30 protein-coding genes are annotated in these 26264 nt (G+C 51.7%); 4 read left to right on the forward strand and 26 right to left on the reverse strand.

The features are described from left to right. Window positions 1-13: 13 nt before the first annotated feature. The 16 genes from AC0LWN_RS03745 to AC0LWN_RS03820 all read right to left on the reverse strand — a co-directional run bounded on the left by AC0LWN_RS03745 (window position 14) and on the right by AC0LWN_RS03820 (window position 15538). Entirely contained in the window at window positions 14-1084 is a 1071-nt protein-coding gene (locus tag AC0LWN_RS03745) for a ThiF family adenylyltransferase (protein WP_474663269.1), read from the reverse strand. 144 nt (window positions 1085-1228) lie between these two features. Beyond that, window positions 1229-2737, reverse strand: coding sequence for a serine/threonine-protein kinase (locus AC0LWN_RS03750; protein ID WP_474663270.1), 1509 nt, complete (start codon window positions 2735-2737; stop codon window positions 1229-1231). Window positions 2738-2855: 118 nt separating this feature from the next. Beyond that, entirely contained in the window at window positions 2856-3911 is a 1056-nt protein-coding gene (locus AC0LWN_RS03755) for an SAM-dependent methyltransferase (RefSeq protein WP_474663578.1), read from the reverse strand. Between the two features lie 8 nt (window positions 3912-3919). Next, window positions 3920-4702, reverse strand: a complete 783-nt coding sequence (locus AC0LWN_RS03760) for an ABC transporter ATP-binding protein (protein ID WP_474663271.1) — start codon at window positions 4700-4702, stop codon at window positions 3920-3922. After that, entirely contained in the window at window positions 4702-5025 is a 324-nt protein-coding gene (locus AC0LWN_RS03765; RefSeq protein ID WP_458962426.1) for a thioredoxin family protein, read from the reverse strand. The genes AC0LWN_RS03760 and AC0LWN_RS03765 overlap by 1 nt, the downstream gene beginning before the upstream one ends. Next, window positions 5025-5366, reverse strand: a complete 342-nt coding sequence (locus AC0LWN_RS03770; RefSeq protein WP_474663272.1) for a cyclic-phosphate processing receiver domain-containing protein — start codon at window positions 5364-5366, stop codon at window positions 5025-5027. Before AC0LWN_RS03770 ends, AC0LWN_RS03765 begins: the two co-directional genes overlap by 1 nt. After that, a complete protein-coding gene (locus AC0LWN_RS03775; RefSeq protein WP_474663579.1) occupies window positions 5363-6226 on the reverse strand; it encodes a deoxyribonuclease IV in 864 nt (287 codons plus the stop codon). Before AC0LWN_RS03775 ends, AC0LWN_RS03770 begins: the two co-directional genes overlap by 4 nt. Then, window positions 6216-7031: an Fpg/Nei family DNA glycosylase gene (locus AC0LWN_RS03780; protein ID WP_474663273.1), complete on the reverse strand. Its 816-nt coding sequence runs from the start codon at window positions 7029-7031 to the stop codon at window positions 6216-6218. The genes AC0LWN_RS03775 and AC0LWN_RS03780 overlap by 11 nt, the downstream gene beginning before the upstream one ends. 45 nt (window positions 7032-7076) lie before the next feature. Then, on the reverse strand, window positions 7077-7865 hold the full coding sequence (locus tag AC0LWN_RS03785; RefSeq protein ID WP_474663274.1) for an HAD-IIA family hydrolase: 789 nt from the start codon (window positions 7863-7865) through the stop codon (window positions 7077-7079). A 161-nt stretch (window positions 7866-8026) separates the two neighbouring features. After that, window positions 8027-8989: a ribonuclease Z gene (gene rnz, locus AC0LWN_RS03790; RefSeq protein WP_474663275.1), complete on the reverse strand. Its 963-nt coding sequence runs from the start codon at window positions 8987-8989 to the stop codon at window positions 8027-8029. A gap of 191 nt (window positions 8990-9180) precedes the next feature. Continuing rightward, on the reverse strand, window positions 9181-12558 hold the full coding sequence (gene metH, locus AC0LWN_RS03795; RefSeq protein ID WP_474663580.1) for a methionine synthase: 3378 nt from the start codon (window positions 12556-12558) through the stop codon (window positions 9181-9183). A 185-nt stretch (window positions 12559-12743) separates the two neighbouring features. Next, window positions 12744-13166 carry a FixH family protein gene (locus AC0LWN_RS03800; RefSeq protein ID WP_474663276.1) on the reverse strand — a complete coding sequence of 141 codons (423 nt, stop codon included), beginning with the start codon at window positions 13164-13166 and terminating at the stop codon, window positions 12744-12746. A 243-nt stretch (window positions 13167-13409) separates the two neighbouring features. Then, window positions 13410-14195 carry an HAD family hydrolase gene (locus AC0LWN_RS03805; RefSeq protein WP_474663277.1) on the reverse strand — a complete coding sequence of 262 codons (786 nt, stop codon included), beginning with the start codon at window positions 14193-14195 and terminating at the stop codon, window positions 13410-13412. 34 nt (window positions 14196-14229) lie between these two features. Continuing rightward, window positions 14230-14757, reverse strand: a complete 528-nt coding sequence (locus AC0LWN_RS03810) for a hypothetical protein (protein ID WP_474663278.1) — start codon at window positions 14755-14757, stop codon at window positions 14230-14232. A gap of 83 nt (window positions 14758-14840) precedes the next feature. Beyond that, a complete protein-coding gene (locus tag AC0LWN_RS03815; RefSeq protein ID WP_458962434.1) occupies window positions 14841-15014 on the reverse strand; it encodes a DUF896 domain-containing protein in 174 nt (57 codons plus the stop codon). 110 nt (window positions 15015-15124) lie between these two features. Then, window positions 15125-15538, reverse strand: a complete 414-nt coding sequence (locus AC0LWN_RS03820; RefSeq protein WP_474663279.1) for a LysM peptidoglycan-binding domain-containing protein — start codon at window positions 15536-15538, stop codon at window positions 15125-15127. Between the two features lie 198 nt (window positions 15539-15736). Here AC0LWN_RS03820 and lexA point away from each other — a divergent pair, with 198 nt between their 5' ends. From lexA to AC0LWN_RS03835, 3 genes are all read left to right on the forward strand, one after another. After that, window positions 15737-16363 carry a transcriptional repressor LexA gene (gene lexA / locus AC0LWN_RS03825; RefSeq protein ID WP_028530732.1) on the forward strand — a complete coding sequence of 209 codons (627 nt, stop codon included), beginning with the start codon at window positions 15737-15739 and terminating at the stop codon, window positions 16361-16363. Between the two features lie 111 nt (window positions 16364-16474). After that, complete coding sequence (locus tag AC0LWN_RS03830) at window positions 16475-16813, forward strand: L,D-transpeptidase (RefSeq protein WP_474663280.1); 339 nt, start codon at window positions 16475-16477, stop codon at window positions 16811-16813. Between the two features lie 262 nt (window positions 16814-17075). Continuing rightward, window positions 17076-17456, forward strand: a complete 381-nt coding sequence (locus AC0LWN_RS03835; protein ID WP_474663281.1) for a hypothetical protein — start codon at window positions 17076-17078, stop codon at window positions 17454-17456. Window positions 17457-17538: 82 nt separating this feature from the next. On the opposite strand, the gene AC0LWN_RS03840 is transcribed toward AC0LWN_RS03835, so the two are convergent. From AC0LWN_RS03840 to AC0LWN_RS03850, 3 genes are all read right to left on the reverse strand, one after another. Further along, window positions 17539-18081, reverse strand: coding sequence for a hypothetical protein (locus AC0LWN_RS03840; RefSeq protein WP_474663282.1), 543 nt, complete (start codon window positions 18079-18081; stop codon window positions 17539-17541). A 20-nt stretch (window positions 18082-18101) separates the two neighbouring features. Next, on the reverse strand, window positions 18102-18323 hold the full coding sequence (locus tag AC0LWN_RS03845; RefSeq protein ID WP_474663283.1) for a hypothetical protein: 222 nt from the start codon (window positions 18321-18323) through the stop codon (window positions 18102-18104). 221 nt (window positions 18324-18544) lie between these two features. After that, on the reverse strand, window positions 18545-18766 hold the full coding sequence (locus tag AC0LWN_RS03850) for a hypothetical protein (RefSeq protein ID WP_474663284.1): 222 nt from the start codon (window positions 18764-18766) through the stop codon (window positions 18545-18547). Window positions 18767-18932: 166 nt separating this feature from the next. Here AC0LWN_RS03850 and AC0LWN_RS03855 point away from each other — a divergent pair, with 166 nt between their 5' ends. After that, complete coding sequence (locus AC0LWN_RS03855; RefSeq protein ID WP_458962443.1) at window positions 18933-19151, forward strand: hypothetical protein; 219 nt, start codon at window positions 18933-18935, stop codon at window positions 19149-19151. Window positions 19152-19253: 102 nt separating this feature from the next. On the opposite strand, the gene glnA is transcribed toward AC0LWN_RS03855, so the two are convergent. From glnA to AC0LWN_RS03890, 7 genes are all read right to left on the reverse strand, one after another. Then, on the reverse strand, window positions 19254-20582 hold the full coding sequence (glnA, locus tag AC0LWN_RS03860; protein WP_458962444.1) for a type I glutamate--ammonia ligase: 1329 nt from the start codon (window positions 20580-20582) through the stop codon (window positions 19254-19256). Window positions 20583-20612: 30 nt separating this feature from the next. Next, window positions 20613-21023 carry a MerR family transcriptional regulator gene (locus AC0LWN_RS03865; protein WP_019910684.1) on the reverse strand — a complete coding sequence of 137 codons (411 nt, stop codon included), beginning with the start codon at window positions 21021-21023 and terminating at the stop codon, window positions 20613-20615. A gap of 83 nt (window positions 21024-21106) precedes the next feature. Then, a complete protein-coding gene (locus AC0LWN_RS03870) occupies window positions 21107-22360 on the reverse strand; it encodes a methionine gamma-lyase family protein (RefSeq protein ID WP_474663285.1) in 1254 nt (417 codons plus the stop codon). Window positions 22361-22435: 75 nt separating this feature from the next. After that, entirely contained in the window at window positions 22436-23725 is a 1290-nt protein-coding gene (gene hflX / locus AC0LWN_RS03875) for a GTPase HflX (protein WP_474663286.1), read from the reverse strand. 64 nt (window positions 23726-23789) lie between these two features. Then, entirely contained in the window at window positions 23790-24761 is a 972-nt protein-coding gene (locus AC0LWN_RS03880) for an AAA family ATPase (RefSeq protein ID WP_458962447.1), read from the reverse strand. Window positions 24762-24874: 113 nt separating this feature from the next. Further along, window positions 24875-25531, reverse strand: coding sequence for a YdcF family protein (locus AC0LWN_RS03885; RefSeq protein WP_474663287.1), 657 nt, complete (start codon window positions 25529-25531; stop codon window positions 24875-24877). 1 nt (window position 25532) lies between these two features. Next, entirely contained in the window at window positions 25533-26087 is a 555-nt protein-coding gene (locus AC0LWN_RS03890) for a ribonuclease FAU-1 family protein (RefSeq protein ID WP_458962449.1), read from the reverse strand. Window positions 26088-26264 lie beyond the last annotated feature (177 nt).

The following is a 26264-nucleotide window of genomic DNA, read 5'->3' on the forward strand; positions in this document are numbered from 1 at the left end:
TAATGTGAAGCGGCTATCCGAAATACCGGTGGTAAAAGCTGCGGGCGGCGGCAATATCATTTGTTCCATGAATCAAAGCCCGCCCGTCGGCAAAGATAACCATCCGGTATGGTTCCTCCGTGAAGGAAACCAAGTACGGGTTGCTTTCCACCTTACCGGCGGCCAGTCTGGAGAGGCGGCTGGCCGTCTCCTGCAGGTTCAGCTTCCGGCGATTCGCCGGCCGGATCTGTACGGTATCTCTGCCGCACAGCACATCACTGCGTTCTGTGTTCGCCGCTGTCAGGTAAGGATAGATCGGATGGCTCCCGCAGGAAGGGCAATCAGTCTTCTTGGCGGCTTTTACACCAATCTCCTGATGCTCGTTGCGCCACACATCGAACGACAGAAGCTTACTCCGAAGCTGTCCGCGGCGTCCGCCCAGCAGCTTCAGCGCCTCAGCGGTACCGTTAGCTGTAACCAGTTGCACAGCCTGCGGTAGAATCCCCGCTGTGTCGCAGGTATCCCCGCCAAGTGGAACAGCCCCTAGCAGACAGTTCAGGCACGGGGTCTCTCCCGGGAGAATTGTGTATGTAATCCCGTAGCTTCCGACACAAGCCCCATAAATCCAGGGGATGCCATGCTTCTGAGCCATATCGTTGATGATTAGCCGGGTATCAAAATTATCGGTCCCATCCATAATCAGATCTACACCCGTGAGCAGATTCTCCAGCTCTTCAGCGCGTACATCCAGAACATGTGCCTCTATCATGATCTCCGAGTTAATCTGCTCAAGCCGTACCTTGGCGGCGGCAGCTTTGGGCGTACGCTGGCGGGCGTCCTCCTCGGTATAGAGCTGCTGGCGCTGCAGATTGCTCCATTCCACATAATCACGGTCAGCCAGAATAATCCTGCCCACACCGCAGCGGGCCAAGGTCTCGGCAATCCCCGTACCAAGCGCGCCTACACCGACGACAAGTACGGTTGAGCGGGCAAGTCCCGCCTGCCCCTCCGCCCCGAAAGGACTGAACCTCACCTGGCGCGAGTAGCGCCCGTCCCGTCCATGCTCCTGCGCAGAATCGCCTTTATCTTTTTCGTTATGGCTCATTCCAGAACCCCCCGTATAGTTAAAAGCCGGAGAATAGCAGCATTTCACTGCTCTTCCCCGACTTCTGCTTATATTATACCGAACCAAACATACAACGACTTATTTTAGCATAAGTAAGCGTCCTGCTGGAATAGGGAATTGATTTTATGATTTTTTCAGAAAAATCCCGCCACGCTTTGTATATTTCCGTCCCGGTAGCTGTTCTTTCAATAGCTTGTCAAGCGTATCAATCAGCTTGCCCTTCTGCTGAAAAGGATCCTGCTGATACGGCAGAGCGTGAACCTGCTTGCTGCCCAGGGCAGCGCCCAGCAGATCTGCCGCCGCTTGGCTGGCAAGCGGCAGACAAATCCGCCAGCCTGGCTGCGGCGCCATCCCGTTTCGAGCGAGCCAGTGCAGCGTTTCCTCCAGCCGCCAGTCTGCGCCCGAAGCTATGAGGAGCGGGATTTCACTGGCTGCGAATTCCTGCAGCGCACCGGGATTCCCCACTGTCCCCAGATCGAGAACCACGTACGAGTACTCACGATTCAGCAGTTCTGTGATATTGCCCTCTGGAGCTTTTCTCCAATAATGAACCCCTCTCCATATTAATGGAGCTTGTGAATTACCGGCAACCCCGGCTGCCTTTGGCGCTTCGAGCAGATTGCAAATCCGGTCGTAGACCGCCATATCAGGACTGGCGTCCACCCAAGCCGTAGGCCCATTTCGTGCAAGATAACTGCTTACAGCCAGAGAGGTATGGGTTGTGCCCAGTCCGGAAGCTACGCCAAGCAGAGCTACAGCTGTGGTTGCGTTGCCTTGCCGGACCATGACTGTCTGACTGCTCAGACCGCTTCTCTCCTGAGCATGCTCCACTGCAGCTTCAATGGGCTCCAAAGCCAGCAATACCTCTTCAGCGCTTTGGTACCTGTCTTCGGGATGCTGGCGCAGCAGACGCCGTATTACTGGAATTAAGGCGTCCGGCAGTAGGGAACGCAGCTTATCCTCCATTCCCGGCTGCCAGCGGCTATGTTGTCCGCCGGAAGCCATATAGAGCAGAAGTGCGCCTAATCCGTACAGATCCGAAACCGGATGGCTTTGGCCCCCGCCGTATTGCTCCGGGGCGGCAAAACCAACCGTCCCCAGCTTCTCGGTGTCCTCACCGGCTCCGCTTCTGAATTTGCGTGCGATGCCGAAGTCGATCAGCAGCAGCTCATCGCGCCCGGTTAGCATAATATTTCCCGGCTTCATATCGCGGTGAACAATCGGCGGATGATGCCCGTGCAAATATTGCAGCACTTCCAGCAGCTGCCCGGCATACCGGAGAATGCTTTTCACCGGCAGCGGCCCCGGGTTTGCCGAAATATATTGGCCCAGCGTCACACCTTCAATATAATCCATCACCAGATAACAGTAGCCCTCCTGATCGGGAGGAAAAAAATCGGCAACTCGCGGCAGCAACGGGTGGCTCAGCGAGATTAGCAGCTCCGCTTCCGCCTCAATGTCACCATAAGCCCTTTCTGGACTTACACTCTCCTTCACTGCCCAGTGTTTGCCCTGAAGACGCATATCTTCAGCCAGAAACACCCGACTCATGCCACCTGTCCCTATAGCTCTGACAATTCTGTATCTGCCGCCAAGCAGCTCTCCGGCTCTAAGCTTTGATTCAAAAATCATTATGTCTCCTCCATTTCTTCACCTTAAGTCAGCACAAAAAAAGAGGGAAAGCCACCGTTATCCACGCTTAAAACGGCGTATAGCCGCCAGCGTAGCAACGGGATGCTTTCCCTCTAAGTTAATATTTAATCATATAAAGTGTTATTTCATCGCGGTTATGGAACAGCTGCTTTGCCCGCTGAACCTGCATCCGCTCGCCCTCGAACATGGCGATAATCTCCTTAATCACTGCCATCGGCTTCTTGTGCATCAGCTTTACAGTGACGATGGCTGTTCCGCCAGGTGACAGACTGTGCAGCAGTCCGGTGACCAGCTTGGCCATCAGCTTGGGACTCCAGCTCATATCACAGACCAGCAGATCAAACTCATTGTCCCGGAATTTGACTTCCCCGGCATTTTTGCGCAGAATCTTCAGCTTCGGATTATTGCGCAGCGACTCATGCATGAGCGCCGGATCAACGGCAGTCACCTTGAGGCCGCGTTCCAGCAGGAATGAAGTCCAGCCGCCCGGGGATGCGCCGATGTCCACCGCATTCCGGAAGCTGTGGAACGGAATCGAGAATTCCTTCTCCGCTTCCATCAACTTGAACTTGGCCCGCGAAATCTGCCCGTCCTCCTTGCGGAACCGGATCATCCCGCCGTTCCAGCTCGACAGGTTATCCTCGGGACGGGAGACACCGGCATAGAGCGCATCGCCATCGGCATAGACCGAAATCACCCAGGCAGGCTCTTGTACGGTGAATTCGGCTCCAAGCGCCTCTAGCCGCCTCTGCAGCCATTCCCGCAGCTCGCCCGGGCTGTCGGGCCAGAAGGAGCTGCTGCCCTTGCGGACATGCAGCGACACCTTCTCACCCGCAAGTTCAGTGCGGCGGCTCAAATAGACGGACAGCCTTTCCAGCGCGGACATGTCACCCTGATCCTGGAACTGCACCGGCTGAATATGCCGCAGAAAGATCGGCAGATGGCCCGCAAGAACGCGCGACACCTCCTCCGGCTCAGCCTCCAGCGTAGCCAGGAAGATCTCTCCCGGCAGCAAGAGCGTACTCTTCACCGCCCCGAAAAGGCGGCGCAGCTCTTCCTGGGCATACGGCGCGAACCCGTGATTGGCGGTGCAGATATATCTTGAATGTATTTTTGCTTCCGGAGCAGTGGTCTGCTCTACGGTTGTTTCCATGAAATTGCTCAAATGGCTTTGCCTCCAGGTCTTATTTTAATCCAGGGACGACCGCTATCCCATTCAATATCAGCAGGAATATCGTAAGTGGCCAAGATCATTTCCTTAGTCAATACTTCTTCTTTGAGTCCGGAGCCGGCCAGCTTGCCGCCACGGATCAGCGCCACATGCGTAAAGAGCGGTACAATTTCCTCCACATGATGCGTAACGTACACCACGGATACATCACGCTGCTTCAGCTTGTCGATTTCCGCAAGCATTTTCTCGCGTTCATACAGATCAAGTCCGGCACAAGGCTCGTCTAGGATCAGCAGCTTCGGCTCAGCCATCAGGCAGCGGGCGAGCATGGCTTTTTTGCGCTCTCCCTGCGACAAAGTTCCAAAAGGGTGATTGGCCATCTCACCGAGATTCATATCCTCCAGCAGCCGGAGAGCCTGCTCTTGTACAGTGCGGGGAATTTGCTGGTAGAAGCGAAGATACGCATAAGCCCCTGTGGCTACAACCTCCCATACAGGATCGTTCAGCGACAGCTTTTCCATCAGCGAGGGGCCGATATAGCCGATCTCCTTGCGCACCTCGCGCAAATCACACTCACCATATTTATAACCCAGCACTTCAACCGAACCTTTACTTGGAAACAAATAGCCGGTCATCATTTCCAGCAGCGTTGTTTTGCCCGAGCCGTTGCGTCCGAGGATCACCCAGTTTTCGCCTTGCTTCATTTCGAGCGACACATCATCCAGGATCAGGCTATTCTCCCTGCGCAGGCTAAGATGTTGTAAAGAAATCATTATGAGATCACACTCCTTATGTAGTCCAGTACCCGTTCCACAGAGCCCATCGAATAATAGATTGCCGGAGCTGATCTGCGGTCTGCGGATGCCACAAGTAGTGCAGGCACGCTGGAAATCCGGTACGCCATCACAAGCTCAGGCAGCATGTTCACATTTCCCGCAGCAATCAGGAGATTCTCCGGCAGCAGGTGCTCCGCCACCTCTAGCATGCGCCTAGCAGCTTTACAAGTACCGCATAGCGGAGTATAGAAGAACACAACCAAGGGCTCTCCCTTCTGCTCCAGCCTCTCCAGCAGCTCCGCTTGATTCATTTCCTTCATCAGTGCTCCGCCCTCTCCGCAATCTCTGCCAGCCTGCCAGGGTCCAGCGGCCCGTTATGCAGCAGATCAGCATCCGAAATAGCGGGATACAAGGTTTCGTACATTTCCTTCCGGCCCTGGTGACTGGACGTATGCAGATAAATTTCCCGGGGGAACAGCCCCTCCAGCACGATCCGCCTTGCAACCTCACCACCGCTGAAATCCCCAGGACCCATGTCATAATCCAGCGACAAAATACGAACCTCGCACTCGCGCAGCAGCAGCAGGCATTCTTCGGTAGTCCGTGCCAGCACGAATCCCTTAGGCTGTTTTCTGTAATCGTCCATAAAAACGTTGATCACGCCCGTTCCTCCGCTTCATACCATTTCCGTACAAGGGCAATCTCTTCCCGGTGGCTGCCATCCAGCCCCTTCCCGGTTTCCATGACAATGGCCGCATTACGAAAAGGTTCCGTGAGCAGCAGACTCTTCAGCCCCGCCTCACCGATAAGTCCTTTCCCTATGGAAGCATGCCTGTCACGGCGCGATCCAAAAGCATACTGCGAATCATTCAGATGTACAGCAGCGAGCTGCTCCCAGTAGCCCAGCAGGGCTCCTCGCCGCACAAATTCGTCCGTATGCTGCGGATTCCAGATTCCGGCGGCAAAGGCATGGCAGGTGTCTAAACAAAACCCAATCTTCTCAGGAAACCGGCTTAGCTCGCGCACCTTGACCAGTTCCTCCAGAGCCATGCCCTCACTTCCGTGATTGCCCGCCTGATTCTCAATCAGCAGCTTGGCCTGTCCTTGCCAGCTCTCTAGCGTATCATTCATACATTGTATAATATTTCGATAACCCTGTAACAGCTCTATACCGTCAAAATGTCCAAAATGAACCACAATGCCCAGCGAACCGCAAGCCTCGGCAAGCTCAAGATCATTTCGCAAAGAAGCCACCATAACCGCTCTTGATGCCGCTCCGCCTGTGCCTGCCGCCATATTCGTGGGGTAAGGAGTGTGAGCAATGGACACCATTCCCTTGTCCCGGCAAAAGCCAGCACAGCTCTCCGCATCACGTCTGTCCAGCGCCTTCAGCCGCAAGCTCCGCGGGTTCTTCGGAAAATATTGAAAGCATGCCGCACCGCTCTCCCAGGCGAACCGGGCTGCTTGCCCAAATCCGCCGCGAGTGCTGACATGCGCCCCGATTTTGGGGCTACTCGGCATGCTGGCAATCCGGGCAATAAAACACTTTGCGTCCGGCCAGCTCTGTTTTGACAATCGTTCCCCCGCCGCGCAGACAAGGCTCGCCTTCACGGTCGTAGACCTTGCAATGGTCGTTATAAGTGCCGGTAACGGTATCGCCAGTCATAAAAGGCATTTCCATATAGCCGCCGATTTCGGTCGCCTCGGTCAGCACCTTGCGGACACTGTCGTACAGCCGGGTTACCGCTTCAGGCGTGAGATTCTGTACCAGTACCGTTGGCAGAAGTCTGGCGTCAAAAGCGATTTCGTCAGCATAGCAATTGCCGATTCCAGCCATCACCTGCTGGTTCACCAGCAGGCTTTTCAGCGAACCCCGCCGACTTTTCAGCAGCCCGGCAAAACGTTCTGCATTCATCCGCCGGTCCAGCAGCTCAGGACCCAGCTTGCCCATCGCCGCCTCGCTCTCCTTCACTGACAGCAAATGCAGATAGCCCAGCCGCAGCCCCATGAAGTAGAGGATATGATCGCCAAAAGCCAGCTCTACCTGTGTAGTACGCTCCGGCCGCTCTTCCTCGGCACCGTAGAACAGCAATCCCCCCAGCATCAAATGCAGCAGCAGTCTGCGGCCATCGTGAAGATGGAACAGAATATGCTTCGCCCGCCGCTCCACAAATACAATACGTGCGCCGATCAGGGTCTTCGTGAACTCGTCCGCCGCCAGGTTGATCGTCTTCTCACGATTTACGGTTACACCTGTAATTGGAACATTTATGATATGCTGGCTGAGCAGCTTCCTGTAATTCTCCATTTCCGGCAGTTCCGGCATAATTACATCGTCCCTTCGTATGTAGGTAAAAGCACATCCTTGACATTATACACCGAGCGTCCCCATAAGTTCAGCTAAATCAGCACAAATTTCATCAGGGGTGACACCGGTAATTCTCTGGTAATGCTCCAAATTGTCCTGTGTCGTCAGTCCGGTCAGCACCAGAATCGTCCGGCAGCCTGCCCGTGCTCCCGCCGAAATATCCGTACGCATGTTGTCTCCTACCACAACCGCTGCACCTGGCTTGATGCCGAGCAGAGCTGTGGCGTAGGTAATCAGGTGGGATTCCGGTTTACCGATCACCACAGGCGCTCGCCCGCTTGCCGCTTCAATGGCGGCTCCGAGTGTGCCCGCTCCCGGCATCACCCCGTCATCGGAGGGCAGCATCAGATCGGGATTCGTCAGCACGAACTTTGCGCCCTCACGAATCCAGCGTGAAGCCCGGGCCAGCGATTCATATGTAAAAGACCGGTCAATCCCCTGCACAACGTATTGCGGGGCTTCAGATACCAGCGTCAAGCCCGCTTCGCTGCAAGCCTGGATCAATCCCTCTTCTCCAAGTATTGCCACTGTTGCACCGGGCGATTCCTCGGCGATATAGCGGGCCGCCGCCATAGAAGAAGTGCAGACCTCCTCCGCCTTTGCTTCAATGCCCATCCCGCGCAGATGTGCCGCGACACCTGCCGGAGTCCGTGACGAGTTGTTCGTAACGAATAGGAAGGGAAGCTTAGCACGGCGCAATGCGGCTATAAGGTGGTCGGCTCCGGGAATCATCCGCCCTCCGTGATACAAGGTTCCATCCAGATCTATCAATAATCCTCCGACATCATTCATGGCGACCTCAACTCTCTCATAAATATAATTAATAGTATTAATAATTAATGGTGTACACCATCCAAAATTCAACATACTCCGTCGAATGCTAGCGAAGCGCCGCCATTGCAGGTTCTTTTTGGCACAGTACTGTCAGTTCCTGCGCTTTCCCGGAAAATAATTCATTTCCCCAAGGCATTTCCCGGGATATTGGCAGAGGTTCTCCGGTGCACCGGAAAGGCACAAAATTCCTCGGCCAGCATAGTTTTCGGGAATATGGTTTGCGCCTCCTCAAGGAGCGGAATAAGCTCTTCCTGAGAGGTGTATCGGGAGCTGAAGTGAGTCAGCAGCAATTCCTGTCCTCCTGCTGCGAGCGCCAGTTCAGCCGCCTGACGGGCTGTGCTATGATGATACTGAAAGGCCATGTCCGCCAGATCATGGGCAAACGTCGCCTCATGGATGATCAAATCCGCGTCCTGCGCAAGCGGCAAGACACCCGGACAAGGTCTAGTGTCGCCGAGAACGGTTATAATGCGGCCACGCTTTGGCGCATTCAGTACCTCGGCTGCCCGGATAAGAACTCCACCCTCTGTCGTTATATCTTCACCTTTTTTCAGCTTGCCGTAAAGCGGTCCCGGTTTGAGTCCGTAGCTGAGCAGAAGCTCTGTATTCAGGTTGCCCGGGCTGTCTTTCTCCGTGATACGGTAGCCATAGCTGTCAATCCGGTGCTCCAGCAGTCCTGCTTCAACCTTAAAGCCGTCATCCTCGAATACAAGTCCGCCGTTATGTTCAACAACCTCCAGCTTGTAGGGAATGCGGGACTGGCTTACCGACAATGAGATGTCCAGGTATGCTTTCAGGCCCGGCGGGCCATAGACGGTCAGCGGAGCGGTACCGCCCTGATAGGCACGGCTGGAGATTAGACCCGGCAAGCCAAACAGATGATCACCGTGAAGATGTGTGATGAACAGCTTTTCCAGCTTACCAAGCCGCAGCGGAGAACGGAGTACCTGGTGCTGCGTGCCTTCTCCGCAATCGAACATCCAGAAGCTGCGCCGTTCCTCAAGCAGTCTGAGCACAACGGAAGTTACATTCCGCTGCAGCGTCGGCACCCCGGCATTCGTGCCCAAAAAATATATTTCCATCGAAATCCTCCCTTCTTCCTTCTTTCCAAACAGCAACTGATCATGTCAGAATCCCATGCAGTGAATTCTACCCTTTTTGAGACAAAAAATCATCTTTCGGTAAAAAGCGGTTCAGCAAAAAACCTCCCGGTTACGGGAGGTTCCGCTGTTATGAAGGATAATCCCGAGCAGACGAGTGTATGTTATGGCAATTACTGCTTCTCCACATTGAAATACTGCGCTTCAGGATGGGCGAAGACCATCGCCGACACTGAGGCTTCAGGCTCCATCATAAAGCCTTCGGTAAGATGCACGCCGATGTCCTCCGGAGAGAGCAGCTTGATGAGCGGTCCTTGATCCTCCAGATCCGGGCAAGCCGGATAGCCGAAGGATACGCGAATCCCCTGGTAGCGGGCACCGTGTCTTTGCTTCATGGTCATATCCGCCGGGTCAGGGAAACCCCAAGTATCCCGCATCATATGGTGGACGCGCTCCGCAAGCCCTTCTGCTACCTCCAGCGCCACCGCCTGAAGAGCATGGGAACGGAGATAATCCCCCTTCTCCTTCAGCTCTGCCGACAGCTCACGGACCCCATGACCGGCAGTAACCACCAGGAAGCCCACATAATCCATAATCCCGCTGTCCACCGGCTTCAGGAAGTCAGACAGGCAAAGATAAGGCTCGACATTCTGACGCGGAAAGGTGAAGGTGTGCAGAATTTGGGACGTATCCTGCGGGTTATATATCAGAATGTCATTCCCCTGCGATTGAGCCGGGAAAAACTGATACATGGCATGCGGCGTAATCGTCCCGTTCAGCATTGCCTGATGCAGAATATCATCCACCGTATCCTTCAGCTCCACAGTGCGCGGATCGCCGGCAGCAAGCTGGGCTTCAACCGAACCGCGAAGGCCCAGGTGGTGGCCCAGCAGCATCTGCATATTCACATAAGGAATAATATGCCCAAGCGGGTAGTTGCGCATTACATGGCGTTCCAGATCCGGCGGCGTAAAGACCGGCGCATCTGCTGAAATTTTGGAACGGACCGCCCGGGTCAATACCGGCATGTCCTGCTGTGGAGCTACTGCTACAGCCGTCTCCGCTTCGAGGCGCACTTCTTCCTCGATTTTGGCCCGCTCTTCCGGATTCATCAGCCGATTCGCGATGTCCAGGCCATCCATCGCATCCTTGGCATATAACACAAGTCCATCATATTCAGGCCGGATACGCGTCTTGGTAAATTTGCGTGTCAGTGCGGCGCCGCCCACCAGGATCGGAACATCAATCCCCGCATTGCGGAGGTCCTGAGCGGTCAGCACCATTTGCTGAGCCGATTTCACAAGCAGACCGGACAGCCCGATCGCATCGGCCTTCTCCCTCCGGAACGCTTCGATGATATTCTCCGGTGGTACCTTTATACCCAGATTAACAATCTCATATCCATTGTTGGAGAGAATAATCTCCACAAGGTTTTTACCGATATCATGCACATCGCCTTTAACGGTGGCCAGCATAATTTTACCTTTCACCGAGGTTTCATCCTTCTGCATGAACTGCTCCAGATGCCCTACAGACGCCTTCATCACTTCAGCGCTTTGCAGCACTTCAGCGACGATTAGCTCATTGTTGTTGAACAGCCTGCCAACCTCGGACATCCCTGCCATCAGCGGGCCATTGATAATCTCCAGCGGACCAGATTTTGTCAGAGCTTCATCCAGATCGGGGATCAAGCCTTCCTTTGTCCCCTCAACCACATAAGAAGCCAGACGCTCCTCCAGCGACAGGTTGGAGATTTTCTCTTTCTTCTCTACCTTTTTACCGCGAAAAGCAGCAACAAAGGCGGATAAAGTATCATCATTCGTATTGTAGATCAGTTGCTCGGCAAGCTTCCGTTCCTCTTCTGGAATGGAAGCATAGCGCTCCACCTTCTCCGTATTCACAATGGCATAATCCAGTCCGGCTTTGGTGCATTCATAGAGGAACACCGAGTTCAGCACCTCGCGTCCCGCCTCCGGCAGACCGAACGACACGTTGCTTATCCCCAGAATGGTATGCACGCCCGGAAGGGCCTCTTTGATCAGACGGATGCCTTCAATTGTCTCTTTGGCGGAGCCGATATACTGCTCATCTCCCGTACCTACCGGGAATACAAGCGTGTCAAAAATCAAATCCTCCGGAGCCAGTCCGTATTTATTCACCAGCAGGTCGTAGGAGCGTTTGGCCACCTCCAGCTTGTCCGAAGCTTGGATCGCCTGCCCAGACTCGTCAATAGTGCCCACAACAATCGCTGCACCGTATTTATGAATCAACGGAGTGACCCGTTCGAACTTTTCTTCACCATCTTCAAGGTTAATGGAGTTAATTATCGCTTTGCCCTGGCAGTACTGAAGCGCCAGATCAATAACCTGGGGATCGGTGGTATCAATCATCAACGGGACTTTGACCTTTTTTACCACAAGCTCCAGGAATTGCTTCATATCTTCGCTTTCATCACGGTCAGGGTCCTGCACGCAGACGTCGATAACCTGTGCACCACTTTTCACCTGGGCGCGGGCGATTTCAGAAGCTTCTTCATATTTGCCTTCAACAATCAGTCGCTTGAATTTCCGTGAGCCGAGCACATTCGTACGTTCACCCACCATATAAGGGCGGTTGTCGTTCTCAATATACACAGGCTCTATCCCCGACAGTGCGGGTGGATGCTGGCCTTCCAGTACACGCGGCGGATAGGCAGACAGCGTCTCTGCCATCGCCCGGATGTGATCCGGTGTCGTTCCGCAGCAGCCTCCGGCGATGTTCAGCCACCCCTTCTCGGCAAAACCCGCAAGCTTGCGGGCAAGCGAATCCGGCGACTCGTGATAATTCCCGTTCTCGTCCGGCAGTCCGGCATTCGGATAGCAGCTCACCGCCGCCGAAGCAATTGCCGACAGCGACCGGATATGATCCCGCATAAACTCCGGTCCGGTCGCACAGTTCAGGCCGACGGAAATCGGCTTCAAATGCTCCAGCGAGATATAGAAGGCTTCAATGTTCTGACCAGCCAGTGTAGTACCCATAGGCTCAATCGTCCCCGAGATCATCACAGGGAGCGTAACACCGGTCTGTTCAAAGGCATTGCGGATGCCGATGCTTCCAGCCTTTACGTTCAGCGTATCCTGGGATGTTTCGAGCAGCAGCGCATCCACCTTGCCGTCAATCAGCGCGACCGCCTGCTCCTCATAGCTCTCTACCAGCTCCTGGAACGTAACGCCGCCAGTGACTGAGAGCGTCTTCGTGGTTGGTCCCATAGCTCCGATTACGTAGCGCGGATGTTCCGGCGTATCATATTTCTCCACAGCATTTCTGGCAAGCCTGGCGGCTGCAAGATTTATCTCGCGCGCCCGCTGCGGAATGTCATATTCAGCAAGCACCACAGAGGTTGCCCCAAAGGTATTGGTCTCGATCAAATCGGCGCCGGCTTCAAGATATTTCTCATGAATGTTCTGTATCACCTCTGGCCGCGTAAGCACCAGCATTTCATTACAACCTTCCAGCTCTTCTCCGCCAAAATCTTCCCCGGTAAGCGGCACCTGTTGAATCATTGTGCCCATTGCTCCATCAAGAATCAGTATGCGCTGCTGTAAGCTATCAGCAAGTGTGAATTTAGCCACTTTCTATCCCCCCAGAAAAACATTAGAGTAAGTTTAGCAGAATAACAGGAATTCGAAAAGCCTTCCTTTCCTCTCTGCATTATACGTAATTGCCGGCAGCAGCCTCAGTCTCTAAAAAATAATGATTACGGCTCCACCAAAAGCTCTTTGCTCGGCATAGAGTGCTGCGTTCTCGCGGTTACATGGGAGGTTACAGTAAACTCCCCTTCTTCTTCAATAGTTCCTTCAGCCTTGTATTTCCCATTTCCCGATGATTCGCCTGTGAACTCATATTTCCGGCTTTTGTCTTGCTTATTTATGATTTCAAAGATAACCTCTTTCGCATCATCTACAGGCTTGCCAGCCTGTGTCACCACAGCCTCGAATGTTACCATCTGGTTAGCGGAGACCTGCTGCGGAGTCCAGCTCAGCTCTACTTTGATAGGCTCCATAGATATATTTGCCGCAGCATTCATCTCCCCCTCTGCTCCCGAATTTCCTGAACAGCCTGCTACCGCTACTGTAATGACAATCAACAAAAATGCCGCCAGCTTTTTATGGTTGATCATTTGGAGTCCCCCCGGTTAAGTGGTAGGTTTCATAATGATACTGACATCTTGCGTGATGCTTCTTTGCTCATTATACACATAATATTCGTATTTCCGGAAATAAAACTCACATTTTTATCTGTTATCATGAGTTTGGTCATATACAAGGCACTTCACTCCGAACAATTCACTTATTCATAATGATTTTGGACGAAAAAAAAGCCGGCATCCCGCATGAGGATACCCGGCTTAATCAAAGATTCACTATAGAGATTCTACCAGCGGAAGAAGCTCCGCAAGATGGCCTATCTGGTAATCCGGATGAATTTCCGGGTCCGGTTCTTTGCCGTTCCGGTTAATCCAGACGGTGGTCAGGCCAGCGCCAAGCCCGCCAAGAATATCCGTTGTCAGCTTGTCGCCGACCATCACCCCTTGCTCAGGGGAGATTTCCAGCAGGTCCAGCGCGTGCATGAAGATGCTCTTGTCCGGTTTCCCTTTGCCGAAGCTGCCCGAAATAACAATGTGGTCAAAATAAGGAATCAGCTCAGGCACACCGTCCAGCTTCTCCTGCTGCAGCGCCGGACAGCCATTCGTGAGCAGCAGCAGCTTAACCTTACCGCGTAGCTTATCCAGCACCTGCAGCGTTTCTTCATACATGTACGGCCGGCTGCGGCGTTCAGCGGCAAACCGGGCAGCCAGCGTTTCCGCCAGCGCTTCATCGTCAATGCCAAGCGCGGCCAAGCCGCGGCGCCACGATTCCTTGCGGTAGACGGGAGCAAGCTGCTCCATCCGGCGGAATTCCGGCTGCTCTCCGGCAGTAAAATTCCCCCACAGCGCTTCAAAAGGATTGATCCCGATCAGCTTGGTGAACGGGAATGTGTCATACGACTCGTAAAGGCTTCTCGCTTCCCGGCGCACAGCGGCCTCCAGCTCCTGCGGATTAACGGAGTCCCCCGCCGCTTCAGCGGCAGTGCGGAAAGCTTCCTCAACGCTCCGTTCATCCCAGAGTAATGTGTCGTCAAGGTCAAAGAGTACGGCGGAAATCGGCATTGTTTTCTCCCTCTCCCTATGCTGGTATATCTTTCTACTCGTTAACGATTTCTACATGATTCTGCTTGGCAAATTGCTCCAGACGTTCTCCCATAGCCTGAATGTCATAACGGTTGAGCAGCTTGGAGAACACCCATTGTGTACGTTTACCCTTATATTTAATGGAGACTGCGCTGCGGGTCACGATGATCTTCTCAATATCCGCTGCCGGCAGCCAGCGTTCACGGTTGAATTTGATTGTGGAGAGCCTAGCGCGTTCAACCTTTAAATAAGGGCGCCGGAAGAACAGCAGTGCCGCCAGCAAGAAATACAGCACAACTCCCAGCCAGTTGGCCAGTATACCGCTCCCCCTGGCTTCGTCTATTGAGCCAACTACCCAGAACATCATCCCAAGCAGCATCAAAACTACAGGAAACACAATGTTGCGGCCTTTAAAAATATCACTGCTCTTTGCAGCGGCAGAGCTGGTTGAAGCATAAATGGACTCTTTCCCCTGCTTCTTGCGCTGCTTGTTAAGCTGCTGTGTGTTGCGTTGAACCATTCTTTCCCAAGAACGGGCCATGTAAGTTCCCCCTAGTCATCCTGTAATATCTATGAAAAGGAACAGGCACAGTCTATAGATGCCATGTAGCCTTGTTCATGCTCTTAATTATCGACAACTTCAATGTTATCAAGCTGAGCACGGAAGTTGTTGCGGATGTTACCCAGATAGATCTCACGGAGCTTGGCTCTTTCCGCCAGCTCTTCTTCATTCAGGCCGTCACTCTTCTGCTTGCGTGCCAATTCGTTAATGCGTGCGACCAATTGATCAATATTCAATGTGTTCCCCTCCCCTTTAAATTCATTCTAACTGTGCCATGAGAAAAAGAGCTTGTCAAGGTCTGCTCCCTGAAAGCTCTCTGCATGGAATTATGAGGTGTGAATTTCAGTTAATAAACCGGTAATGTAAGCACGTCACCAGCCTTGATGCTGCTGTTATCCAACCCGCTTGTCCGTTTGATTCCTTCTATATATACGGCAGTTTTCATATCAGCAGGCTTGTTCTTCAATGCAATGCTCCAAAGAGTGTCCCCGGGTTCGACAACCACCCGTTTCTCCTGCTTCAATAATGACACCGATCCCGCAAAAACATTTCCGACTACGGTAAACCCGGAAACAACTAAAAGAAGAACCAAAGCCAGCTTCACAAAATTGTCTTGGCGGAATAACCCTTTGCATGCTGTAAACAATGCTAGGATAAGCTCCTTAATATCGAGTCTATGAATAGAAGCAGAATGGTTATCCGCTGTATGAACTTCGCGAACCTCGTCGTAGATGCTGCGGTATGTGCTGTACTTTAACATATTTACCGACCTCCAAACACTTGTTCTTACTTTCGAAAATAATATAGCACGAACATGTGTTTTGCACAATACCCTTTTCGAACAATTGTTCCCTTTATTTTTGGTGCGGTTATTTCCATATTTTTTAGAACTTATGTTTGTACGAACGGAGGTTCTATGTTATAATTTTCCCAAACATAGTATATGGGGTTGATTCCGATGTCAAAGATTTCGAGTCGTCAGCTGGCGATCCTGGAATTTATACGTAACGAAGTCCGCAGCAAGGGTTATCCGCCGTCCGTCCGGGAAATCGGTGAAGCGGTTGGACTGGCCTCCAGCTCCACCGTACACGGCCATCTGGACCGCCTTGAGAAGAAAGGCCTTATCCGCCGAGACCCTACAAAACCACGTGCGATTGAACTACTCGGCCAGGAGGACTCCGAGAATGTTCACCAATTCGTCCAGACGGTTACCCGTATTCCAGTAGTGGGCAAGGTTACCGCCGGGGTGCCGATCACAGCTACAGAGAATATTGAGGATTACTTTCCACTGCCTAGCCATTATGTAGGCGACAACAAAGTTTTTATGCTTTCAGTACTCGGTGACAGTATGGTTGACGCTGGCATCATGAACGGCGATTATGTTATCGTCCGCCAGCAGCAAACAGCAGATAACGGTGATATCGTTGTCGCTATGACCGAAGAAGACGAAGCAACAGTCAAGACCTTTTACAAAGAACGTGATCATATCCGCCTGCAGCCGGAGAACCCGGCTTATGAACCGCTACGCCTTAACCGCGTTACCATTTTGGGTAGAGTCATTGGACTTTTCCGCGACATCCATTGATATCTCCAATCCCCTTCGAAGACTGTTCTGCTGCCAAGCAGAGCAGTCTTTTCCTTTATGAACATCATCTCACTCCACACATATCCTGATAGCAAAGGAGAGCTGATAACAATGCCCAATTACCGTATTATCGTTGATTTGTCGCAGCGGATGCTGTATCTGCTGGATGGCAACACCATGATCAGAGGATTCCCCGTCGGCATTGGCAAAATGCTGACCGTTACTCCGGCAGGTGAATACACAATCATCAACAAACAGCCCAATCCCGGCGGACCTTTCGGTGCCTTCTGGATGGGCCTCTCCAAACCGCACTACGGCATTCATGGAACCAATGATCCCTCCTCTATCGGCAAAATGGTCTCCCACGGCTGTATCCGCATGCACAACGAGGACGTTCTCTCCCTGGCGGCAATTGTGCCTATCGGAACCCGGGTCACCATACGCGAATAAGCTTGAACCACAAGTAGAAACGGCTACGCCGTCCATAAAAGGAAGGTATCCGTTTCAGCGAGAAATATAAGGATAAAGTAAAGTGTGAAACTTATACTTTCTTATATTTGCACAAAGAACACCAGCGTCAGGCGATGCTCAACAGCCCGGCGTTGGTGTTCTACATGTTCAAGCAGTTTTTTTCACATTCATACAGGAATTTTGCGGCTATATGTCGAATCTTGTACATTGGAAGATTAATTCTCGAAAGGAAGTGCCTGGTTTGAATAATTCAAAGATTAGAACCCATATTGATTTTAAGGTGGATGCTTTGGGGAAGCTCTCCAATCTCCTGCTGAACAACGATCATGGGGAACGCAGAGTAAACATCCTCACCAGCTTTGGCAGCATTCAAGGAAATGTAGCCGGCTATAACAGCAGACAAGATGAGGATGTATTTAACCTGAAATCATTAATGGATGACGTCATCGTGGATGAGTACATTTCCTACTTGGGCGCAGAGCACCCTGAGAAGAACTATAATTATAACTTTGTAGTACTGGATAATGTGGTTGTAAGACCTTTCTCCAGCTACGGGACTGAGATTGAATATAAGCAGCTTATCGTGTATGCTGACCAAATCGCTGCCTTCAATTTCGTATAATTACAATACGCCATCTTAATCTGGGCCTCCAGGAAAAACCACCGCGCTCCTGCAAAGCTTTTTCCGGAGGCATTTCTATGAGCTATTCGAGTGTCTGATCGTACCCCAGCTCCTCCAAAATCCCCTCAGCAAGAGCAAACTGCGCTTCCGCCGGCTCTTTAAGCTTTCTGGAGTAAACTACTGCGCTCTTGGCAACCTTTTCGATCAAACGCCGGCCCTGCTCCTTCGTAATAGATACTTCCAGCCCCGCCCGGCCCACCACTTCCGATAAACAAAAGAAAGCAATGCGCATGCTGTAATTCTCCCGGCTCAAAAAGTAAAACAGATGAGGGATATTCTTCAAAAGACGATCTATCCAATTCGTAATCTCCCGGATCTGATAAATCTCTCTAGGGTCCTGCGCATAGCCGCCCCAGATCAGCGAAACTTTGCCGCGAAGCCTTTTCTTCTCATATTTCTTGAACTCCCGAAGATACCGCTCCAGTCGGCCTTGTTCCACATCCTCTCTGGAAACGTTCAGCACAGTTATGCCGTCCGTATCCGTAATCAGAGTCTCGTTCAATGGTGATCCGCTTGCTTCCTGCTGCTGTGGCAATCCTAAACGCTGCCGTAGTCCATCTTCCACTCTCTTCACCTTCCGTATAATTACTTCTGGGGTAGTCTTACCCTAAATTCAAACCCCTCACGGCTGTAGCACATTCCGGCCACCAATACATCATCAGGAGTCCATCTCTGCACAGGACCGGCATAGTCTGCAATCACATGCGGCTTGCCCTCCATTAATTGGACCACGTATACCTTTACCTGGGCGAGAGCTGCAGCAAACAAATCCGCATCGCTGGAAAGGACTTTATATGTTGATTTCAAAAAGCTACCTCCTTATATGTGGTTCGTACTTAATTGTCAGCTTATAGCCACTCTGTAAAAATAGTATACAGCGGCTTGGAACAATATGTAAACGCAATCTTTGGCGTAAAATCGCAAAAAAGACCCCGCCCGCGTTGAAGCCCTTCCGGCAAGGTCATGCCCCTCTATATAAGGTCCATTAAACGCAAAGAAAAAAGCCCCACGATCTGTGGACCTTCACTTTACTTCTCTTCTATATGCTTCAAAGCTGTTTCGATGTTTTCTTTCAAATAACCATGGTTTTCGGGTAAAACAACTTTGTGCGCTCCGGACACTTCAACCCCTTGCGATCTCGCCTCAGTCTCTACAGCCTCGACAAAAGTCATTTGCTTGTCTTCAACATTCACCCGGATATTATGAACATCCAGCAAATCAAGAATCAGCGTCGAATTAGCTTGTTCCATACCAGATAGCTCCTTTCGTATTTTCTTCCATTGTGTCACATTACGTCAGATTTGGCTATGCAATAATTAACAGGAACTAGATTTTAATGGATGAACTTGCCTTTCCGTTCAGGATTTGATAAGACTAAGTTAGTTGTTCCCTAAGAGATAAAGAGGAGGATGCACAGTGGAAGAAGTACGAATTCAGAAAAAAGACCGCACTGTAAGCTTTAGAGTGATTGAGGAGGAAGGTGAATTTATAGTTTTTGATATGTCTCTCTCAAGTCCGACAAGCAATAGAACGAATTACAGCGGGAACCAATTCCAAGAGGCTTGGAAAGCTGTTGAAGCCATTCTTGGCGAAACCGAAGTCCCTCATGAATTTTTAAAATACACAAATTCCTGATCCACAGCAGACGGTCCCGTACGCGGGGCCGTTAATTATTTCCTCAACGAAATCCACACAAGAAAAACCCTCAACGCTTAGAGCGTCAAGGGCTGCTTCATCCTAGTAAAGAGTCATGTATTGATCTCTTTCCCATTCATGTACTTGAGTCCGATAAATATCCCACTCGATTTCTTTCAGTTCGTAGAAGTGAGCCAGCGCATGCTCGCCGAGAGCTTCGGTGATAACATGGCTGCGGATCATTTCATTCAGCGCTTCCTTCAGATCAGACGGCAAGCTTGGAATGCCTTCTTCGATCCGTTCTTCCTCAGACATCACATAGATGTTGCGGTCGATTGGAGCCGGAAGATCAAGCTGACGTTTGATGCCGTCAAGACCTGCCTTCAACATTACAGCAAGTGCAAGGTACGGGTTAGCTGCCGGGTCCGGGTTGCGGACCTCAATGCGTGTACTGAGCCCTCTCGATGCCGGAATACGGATCATTGGGCTGCGGTTGCTGGCAGACCAAGCTACATAACAAGGCGCTTCGTAACCAGGCACCAGACGTTTGTAGGAGTTCACTGTCGGGTTCGTAATCGCCGCAAAAGCACGTGCATGCTTCAGAATGCCGGCCATATAGTAACGTGCAGTTTTGCTCAGGCCAAGAGTGTCGCTTTCATCGTAGAAGACATTCTCACTGCCTTTGAACAAGGATTGGTGTGCGTGCATCCCGGAACCGTTCATGCCAAAGAGAGGCTTAGGCATAAAGGTTGCATGCAGGCCGTGCTGGCGGGCAACCGTCTTCACGACAAGCTTAAAGGTCTGGATTTGGTCAGCCGCCTTGATGGCGTCAGCATATTTAAAGTCAATCTCATGCTGGCCGGAAGCGACTTCGTGGTGCGATGCTTCAATTTCGAAGCCCATTTTTTCAAGAGTCAAAACGATCTCGCGGCGGCAGTTCTCCCCAAGATCCATTGGCGCCAAATCAAAATATCCGCCTTGGTCGTTCAGCTCAGTAGTTGGATTACCCTTCTCATCGGTTCTGAACAGGAAGAATTCCGGCTCAGGTCCAACGTTCATTGCGGTAAAGCCCATTTCTTCGGCTTCCTCCAGACAACGTTTGAGAATACCGCGAGGGTCGCCGGCAAAAGGCGTTCCGTCAGGCATGTACACGTCACAAATCAGGCGTGCGACCTTGCTGTCCGTAACCCAAGGGAAAATAACCCATGTGCTAAGATCAGGGTAGAGGTACATGTCGGATTCTTCGATTCGAACATAACCTTCGATAGAAGAGCCGTCAAACATCATCTTGTTGTCGAGCGCTTTTTCGAGCTGACTAACGGGAATTTCCACGTTTTTGATCGTGCCAAGCAGATCGGTAAATTGCAGACGAATAAAACGGACGTTTTCTTCCTTGGCTACACGCAGGATATCATCTTTTGAAAAGCTCACTTTACCCTCTCCCTTTCAAGTCTCTGTGTATTATTTATTAAAAAACCGGGATAGCTCGCCTTGAATGAGAGACACTTGTCCCGGTCTTTTACCGGAAACCAGCTCCTGCTTCAGTAAACGGTGAAGCTGTGAGTCAGACAATTCTCTACGTCTTACCTCTGTATCAGGGGTAATGACCGTAGCTTCTTCAGATTCCTTCGAAACAGGGTTCATCACCTGCTTGATGCCGGCAATATTAACCCCCTTCTCTATCAATGCCTTGATCTCCAATAGACGTTCTACATCATTGAATGAGAACAAACGCTGGTTGCCAGATGTGCGCGCGGGCACAATCAGGCTGTGCTGCTCATAATAACGAATTTGTCTTGCAGATAAATCAGTTAGCTTCATTACGATTCCTATAGGGAATAATGCCATATTTCTGCGGATTTCATCACCCATGACTCATCCAACCTTCCAATGATCTTTTTCTCATCTCATTGTACATTTCTTAATTTGGCGTGTCAATGGTATGTAAGTTTACTTTACAATAGTCTGCGATCTCTCATACTTTGTAAAGCCATCAAAACTCCATATTTTACGTGAGAATACGTTAATCCGCCTTGCATATAGCCGATATACGGCGCCCGGATCGGCGCATCCGCAGATAACTCCAAGCTGCCACCCTGGATGAATGTACCTGCCGCCATAATGACAGGATGCTCATAACCTGGCATATCCCACGGCTCGGGAACGACATGACTGTCGACGGCGGCGGCACGCTGAATGCCCTGTACAAAGGCGATCAGATGCTCCGGTCCGTCAAAAGCCACCGCCTGGATCAGATCCGTACGCGGCTCATTCCAGGCAGGCTTGGTCGTAAACCCGCAGCGCTGGAACACAGCAGCAGCAAAGATGCTGCCCTTCACTGCCTGTCCCACTGTATGCGGTGCCATGAACAGCCCCTGATATAGCCCTCTCGTTGTCCCCAGCATGGCTCCCACTTCGCCGCCAATCCCCGGTGCTGTCAGCCGGTAGGCCGCAAGCTCCACAAGATCGCGGCGGCCGCAAATATAACCGCCCGTCTCGGCGATTCCGCCGCCCGGATTCTTAATCAGCGACCCGGCAACAAGATCCGCTCCCACCTGAGGCGGCTCAAGCTTTTCTGTAAATTCGCCATAGCAATTATCTACGAATACGATTACATCCGGTTTCAGCTCTTTAACCTTTGCCACCATTTCGCCGATTTCTTCAACGGTAAAGGAGGAACGCCAGTCATACCCCCGGGACCGCTGAATCCCGATCACCTTGGTATTGTCATTAATAGCCAGCGCTACCTCTGCCCAATCAATTTTCCCTTCAGCCGTTAATGCCGTTTCGCGATAACCGATTCCGAAATCAGCCAGGGAGCCGGTGCCGTCTCCCGGTTTGCCGACTACCTTATGCAGCGTATCGTAAGGACGGCCTGTGATGTACAGCAGCTCATCTCCGGGACGCAGCACGCCAAAGAGTGCTGTGGATATCGTATGTGTGCCGGAGGCGAAATGCGGGCGTACCAGCGCGGCTTCCGCCCCGAACACCTCCGCATAGACAAGATCCAGCACCTCACGGCCCCGGTCGTTATAAGCATACCCTGTAGATCCGGCAAAATGAAAATCGCTCACCTGCTGCCGCTGAAAAGCCTCAATTACCTTCCACTGATTATGATCGACTATCCGGTCAAGCGACTTCACCGCATCTTCAATTTCCTGCTCTGCGGCCTCTGCCGCCTGTAAAATATCCTCTGCAAAAACTGCCATTCCCCTAGTTCTCTCCTTACATTACATTTACTTGCCATGAAAAGTCAGAGCTGCGTCGCATTCTCTGGGTTAGGTCTATTCCTGCTCCACAAACTCAGCGAGCTTATAGCTCCATTTCCCGTAATCCTCTTTATTCAGGCGGACGTTGTACAGAACATCGTTCTCGTCAAAATGCTGTTCAAGCACTTCACCCACCCGATAGAGTAGCGAAGACAAGTCCCCGCGGTCCCCGGGAATCCGAAAAGTCAACGTGTCTCCAGCCAGCTCATCAGCGATGATCTCTGTGATCCGGGTCAGGTCCTCAGGGTTAAATGCGCTGACCTTCAGATGCCCTGGTCCAGCAGGCAGCATTTCCAACTGGTCAAGCCGGCAGGCATCGCTTTTGTTGAACAATACAATTTGCGGTTTCCCCGCCGCGCCAAGATCCTGCAGGATGGACTGCACCACTTCCATTTGCTCTTCCCGCATCGGCGAGGAAGCATCGACCACATGCAGCACCAGATTGGCTTCATTGACCTCCTCCAGTGTAGCCCGGAAGGATGCCACCAGATCATGCGGCAGGTTCTGGATGAAGCCAACCGTATCGGTAAGCACTACTTCCTTCCCTCCGGGAAGCTGCAGCACACGCGAGGTCGGGTCAAGTGTCGCGAATAACTGGTTTTCAATATAAACATCGGCATTCGTAAGCTGTTTAAGCAGCGTGGATTTGCCGGCATTCGTATACCCGACCAGCGCCACCTGCACGGCCCCGCTCTTTCTGCGGCGTTCACGATGCAGTTCACGCGTCTTGACGACCTCATCAAGCTGGCGCTTCAGCTCGGCAATCCGGTCGCGGATATGCCGGCGGTCCGTTTCCAGCTTACTTTCCCCCGGGCCTCTAGTGCCGATGCCGCCGCCCAGTCTGGACAGATTCTTCCCGTGCCCGGACAAACGCGGCAGCAAATAGGAGAGCTGTGCCAGCTCGACCTGGATAATGCCCTCGCGCGTTTTGGCGCGCCCTGCAAAAATATCCAGAATTAGCTGGGTACGGTCAATAATCTTCAGGTCCAGAGTCTCCTCAAGATTGCGTACCTGTGCCCCGGACAGCTCCTGGTCAAAGATAGCCGTATTCGCCCCAAGGCCGTCAGCGGCCATCCGCAGCTCTTCTACCTTGCCTTTACCAATGAACCACTTGGAGTCGGGGGTCTCCTTGTTCTGGCGCATAACCTCCAGCACCTCAACCCCTGCGGTCTCCGCCAGCTGAACCAATTCCTGCAGCGAAAGCTCGGGGTCAATGCCAGAGCGTTTGATTTTGTCCGTGACCAGACTGACTAAGATCGCCCGGTCCTGTACTTCTGTTTCTGTATCATGTGTCGTGGTTGCCATTAATTACATACTCCTTATCTATATACCTGAAGAGGTATACCTTCCGTTGTGAACAGTTTGCTGTCTACAGCTTAAAATCTTCGGTGCGCAGGGTCATTAGCTCCTGCTTGCCGGGGCTCGTGCTCTCGTATTGATTCAGGAGGCGCACAGCTTGGGAACGCAGGGCTTTCTCAATGGAGTTGCGCACATAACGCGCATTGCTAAAGGCATGCAGACTTTCCGTCTTCTCCATCAGCAAATGCTGCTTTAGTTTGAGTATGGCCTGCGGCATCAAAATATAATCGCGCTCCTTGGCCATCAGCTCGGCAATTTGCAGCAACTGGTCAATCGTATAGTCCGGAAACTCTACCTGGATCGGAAACCGCGAGGGCAGACCCGGATTGCTCATAAGAAAATAATCAATCTCGCTGGAGTATCCGGCCAGAATTAGCACGAATTGACTGCGATGATCCTCCATTGATTTTACCAGCGTATCTATCGCTTCTTTACCGAAATCCTTGTCTCCGCCGCGGGCAAGACTGTAGGCCTCATCAATAAAAAGAATGCCGCCGAGCGCCTTTTTCACTAAATCCCGTGTCTTTTGGGCGGTATGGCCGATATATTCTCCAACAAGATCAGCTCTCTCCACTTCGATTAAATGGCCTTTGCTGAGTACACCCATCCGCTGGAAGAGCTTCGCAACAATCCTGGCCACTGTTGTTTTGCCAGTGCCGGGGTTGCCTTTGAACACCATATGATAGGCCTGGCTGCCACAGGCAAGTCCTGCTTCGCTACGCATCTGGGCAACCTGCAGCAGAGCATATATCTCAAAGACAAGCTCCTTGATATTCTCCAATCCCACGAGTGCGTCAAGTTCCTTGCTAATCTCCTGGAACAGTCCGCTATATCCGTGATTCTTGGAAGGTATAGCCTGAACCAGGCTGTCTGCAGCTGCATTATTTACTGCCGGCGCTTCTTGATTCCGCAGCACAATATTAATTTGTCGTGACGGTCTGCCTTCCTCCCGCCCGCTTGCCGCCGCTACGCGTCCGTTCACCTTGTTCACCCCATTGTCCAGGACTGACTTTAACTATATTATATTTCAAGTCTATTCCGAAGCATGAGGTGTTATTAGCAGTTTCAGGAACTTGCTTTCTTTTTGAGAATAGCTTACAGAGAAAGCTCCTGCAGCTTCCATTTCGTATAGGCCAGAATCTCGCGGGTTTTGTACTTGAACATGGACATCACCTGTGAGTCGGTCAGCCCGAGCTCAGGCTGGGCATAGTCCAGCTTCTCGGCAATTTCCAGCGCCCGCCGTCCATGAAAGGTATGAGTAATAATGACCGCTGTGGACAACCCTTCGGAACGCATGATCCGCTGGCTGAACAGGAGATTCTCATAGGTGCTGGTAGATTTGTTCTCGAGAAGGATTGCATTCTCCGGCACACCCTGTCCGACCAGATAATTCTTCATGCCTTCAGCTTCGGTGTATTTGTAGTCCGCATGATCCAGACCGCCTGAAACAATAAAACGGGTGAAAATCCCTTCCTTGTAGAGCTTCAGTCCGTAATCAAGCCTTTCCTTCAATCCAGGACTAGGCTCGTCGCCCCACATTGACATGCCTAGAACAATACCCGCATCCGCTTTCATCATCGGCGTGGTTGTAGCTGCGCTGTTGATATTATTCAGAGCAATCCCGGACCACACCAGTCCCGCTACAACACAGACGATTAGAGCAATCCATAGTTTTCGTTTGAAGCGGAAACGTCTTTTTCGGGACATTTTGCGAATCGGGGATGAACCCCTTTGATAGACATACCATTCCATTCTATTTCCTCCTGAATTCTCCATGATGGAACAATTCGGCGCGATGCTTAAGCGAGAGGGCGAAGTAAGGAAAGGCATGAGCGTCTATGCTGCGTAAAATATTGTTGGCTGTTGCCCAGGCCAAATTGTAGTCACTGTCCGTAATATCCCCACGTTCCAGCGCTTCCTCCAGCTCGTCCTCATCCAGCAAAAACACCTCTCCGTTCCACAGCACCACAACATCCAGATACAAGTCGTCAAACCACGGAACCCCCTGATCTGTAACTCCCTGGACCTTGCAGGTGTCAATGTACCATTGTACGATATTCTGCCGTTCGTCGAACATAGCCGTCACAATGTAATGGCTGTCTTTAGGAAAATATTGCAGCCACGAATATCCTTTGTCCGCAATGCGGTATGTATGCCTGCCATAGCTCTTCCACAGTGGTTCCTTCAGCCCATAAATCGTATAAAGTGTAATATATCCGCTGAATTCCCGGCTTTCCACATAGCGGCAAGCAAAATGGCGGCGCGTAATCCGGCGCCAGTTGGCCCGGTCTCCGAATTTACGTTTCATATGAATGACCCTCTCAAGAAATGGTGTCTTCAGCTTAACACATTTAGGAGACACACTCAAAACATCCCTTACAAAATGCGACAAAGGGAGTTCAAACCTGGCAACAAAAAAATCAGCCAGGCAATCTCCCTATTGGGGGAGACTGCCTGGCTGACGGAGGTTGAAGATTTCATTATC

This window comes from Paenibacillus sp. sgz302115 (assembly GCF_056120445.1).

Coding starts and splice junctions, on each gene's coding strand:
- AC0LWN_RS03745 (WP_474663269.1), bottom strand. CDS start 1,084: ATGAGCCATAACGAAAAAGATAAAGGCGATTCTGCGCAGGAGCATGGA.
- AC0LWN_RS03750 (WP_474663270.1), bottom strand. CDS start 2,737: ATGATTTTTGAATCAAAGCTTAGAGCCGGAGAGCTGCTTGGCGGCAGA.
- AC0LWN_RS03755 (WP_474663578.1), bottom strand. CDS start 3,911: ATGGAAACAACCGTAGAGCAGACCACTGCTCCGGAAGCAAAAATACAT.
- AC0LWN_RS03760 (WP_474663271.1), bottom strand. CDS start 4,702: ATGATTTCTTTACAACATCTTAGCCTGCGCAGGGAGAATAGCCTGATC.
- AC0LWN_RS03765 (WP_458962426.1), bottom strand. CDS start 5,025: ATGAAGGAAATGAATCAAGCGGAGCTGCTGGAGAGGCTGGAGCAGAAG.
- AC0LWN_RS03775 (WP_474663579.1), bottom strand. CDS start 6,226: ATGCCGAGTAGCCCCAAAATCGGGGCGCATGTCAGCACTCGCGGCGGA.
- AC0LWN_RS03780 (WP_474663273.1), bottom strand. CDS start 7,031: ATGCCGGAACTGCCGGAAATGGAGAATTACAGGAAGCTGCTCAGCCAG.
- AC0LWN_RS03785 (WP_474663274.1), bottom strand. CDS start 7,865: ATGAATGATGTCGGAGGATTATTGATAGATCTGGATGGAACCTTGTAT.
- rnz (WP_474663275.1), bottom strand. CDS start 8,989: ATGGAAATATATTTTTTGGGCACGAATGCCGGGGTGCCGACGCTGCAG.
- metH (WP_474663580.1), bottom strand. CDS start 12,558: ATGGGCACAATGATTCAACAGGTGCCGCTTACCGGGGAAGATTTTGGC.
- AC0LWN_RS03800 (WP_474663276.1), bottom strand. CDS start 13,166: ATGATCAACCATAAAAAGCTGGCGGCATTTTTGTTGATTGTCATTACA.
- AC0LWN_RS03805 (WP_474663277.1), bottom strand. CDS start 14,195: ATGCCGATTTCCGCCGTACTCTTTGACCTTGACGACACATTACTCTGG.
- AC0LWN_RS03810 (WP_474663278.1), bottom strand. CDS start 14,757: ATGGCCCGTTCTTGGGAAAGAATGGTTCAACGCAACACACAGCAGCTT.
- AC0LWN_RS03820 (WP_474663279.1), bottom strand. CDS start 15,538: ATGTTAAAGTACAGCACATACCGCAGCATCTACGACGAGGTTCGCGAA.
- lexA (WP_028530732.1), top strand. CDS start 15,737: ATGTCAAAGATTTCGAGTCGTCAGCTGGCGATCCTGGAATTTATACGT.
- AC0LWN_RS03830 (WP_474663280.1), top strand. CDS start 16,475: ATGCCCAATTACCGTATTATCGTTGATTTGTCGCAGCGGATGCTGTAT.
- AC0LWN_RS03850 (WP_474663284.1), bottom strand. CDS start 18,766: ATGGAACAAGCTAATTCGACGCTGATTCTTGATTTGCTGGATGTTCAT.
- AC0LWN_RS03865 (WP_019910684.1), bottom strand. CDS start 21,023: ATGGGTGATGAAATCCGCAGAAATATGGCATTATTCCCTATAGGAATC.
- AC0LWN_RS03870 (WP_474663285.1), bottom strand. CDS start 22,360: ATGGCAGTTTTTGCAGAGGATATTTTACAGGCGGCAGAGGCCGCAGAG.
- hflX (WP_474663286.1), bottom strand. CDS start 23,725: ATGGCAACCACGACACATGATACAGAAACAGAAGTACAGGACCGGGCG.
- AC0LWN_RS03885 (WP_474663287.1), bottom strand. CDS start 25,531: ATGGAATGGTATGTCTATCAAAGGGGTTCATCCCCGATTCGCAAAATG.
- AC0LWN_RS03890 (WP_458962449.1), bottom strand. CDS start 26,087: ATGAAACGTAAATTCGGAGACCGGGCCAACTGGCGCCGGATTACGCGC.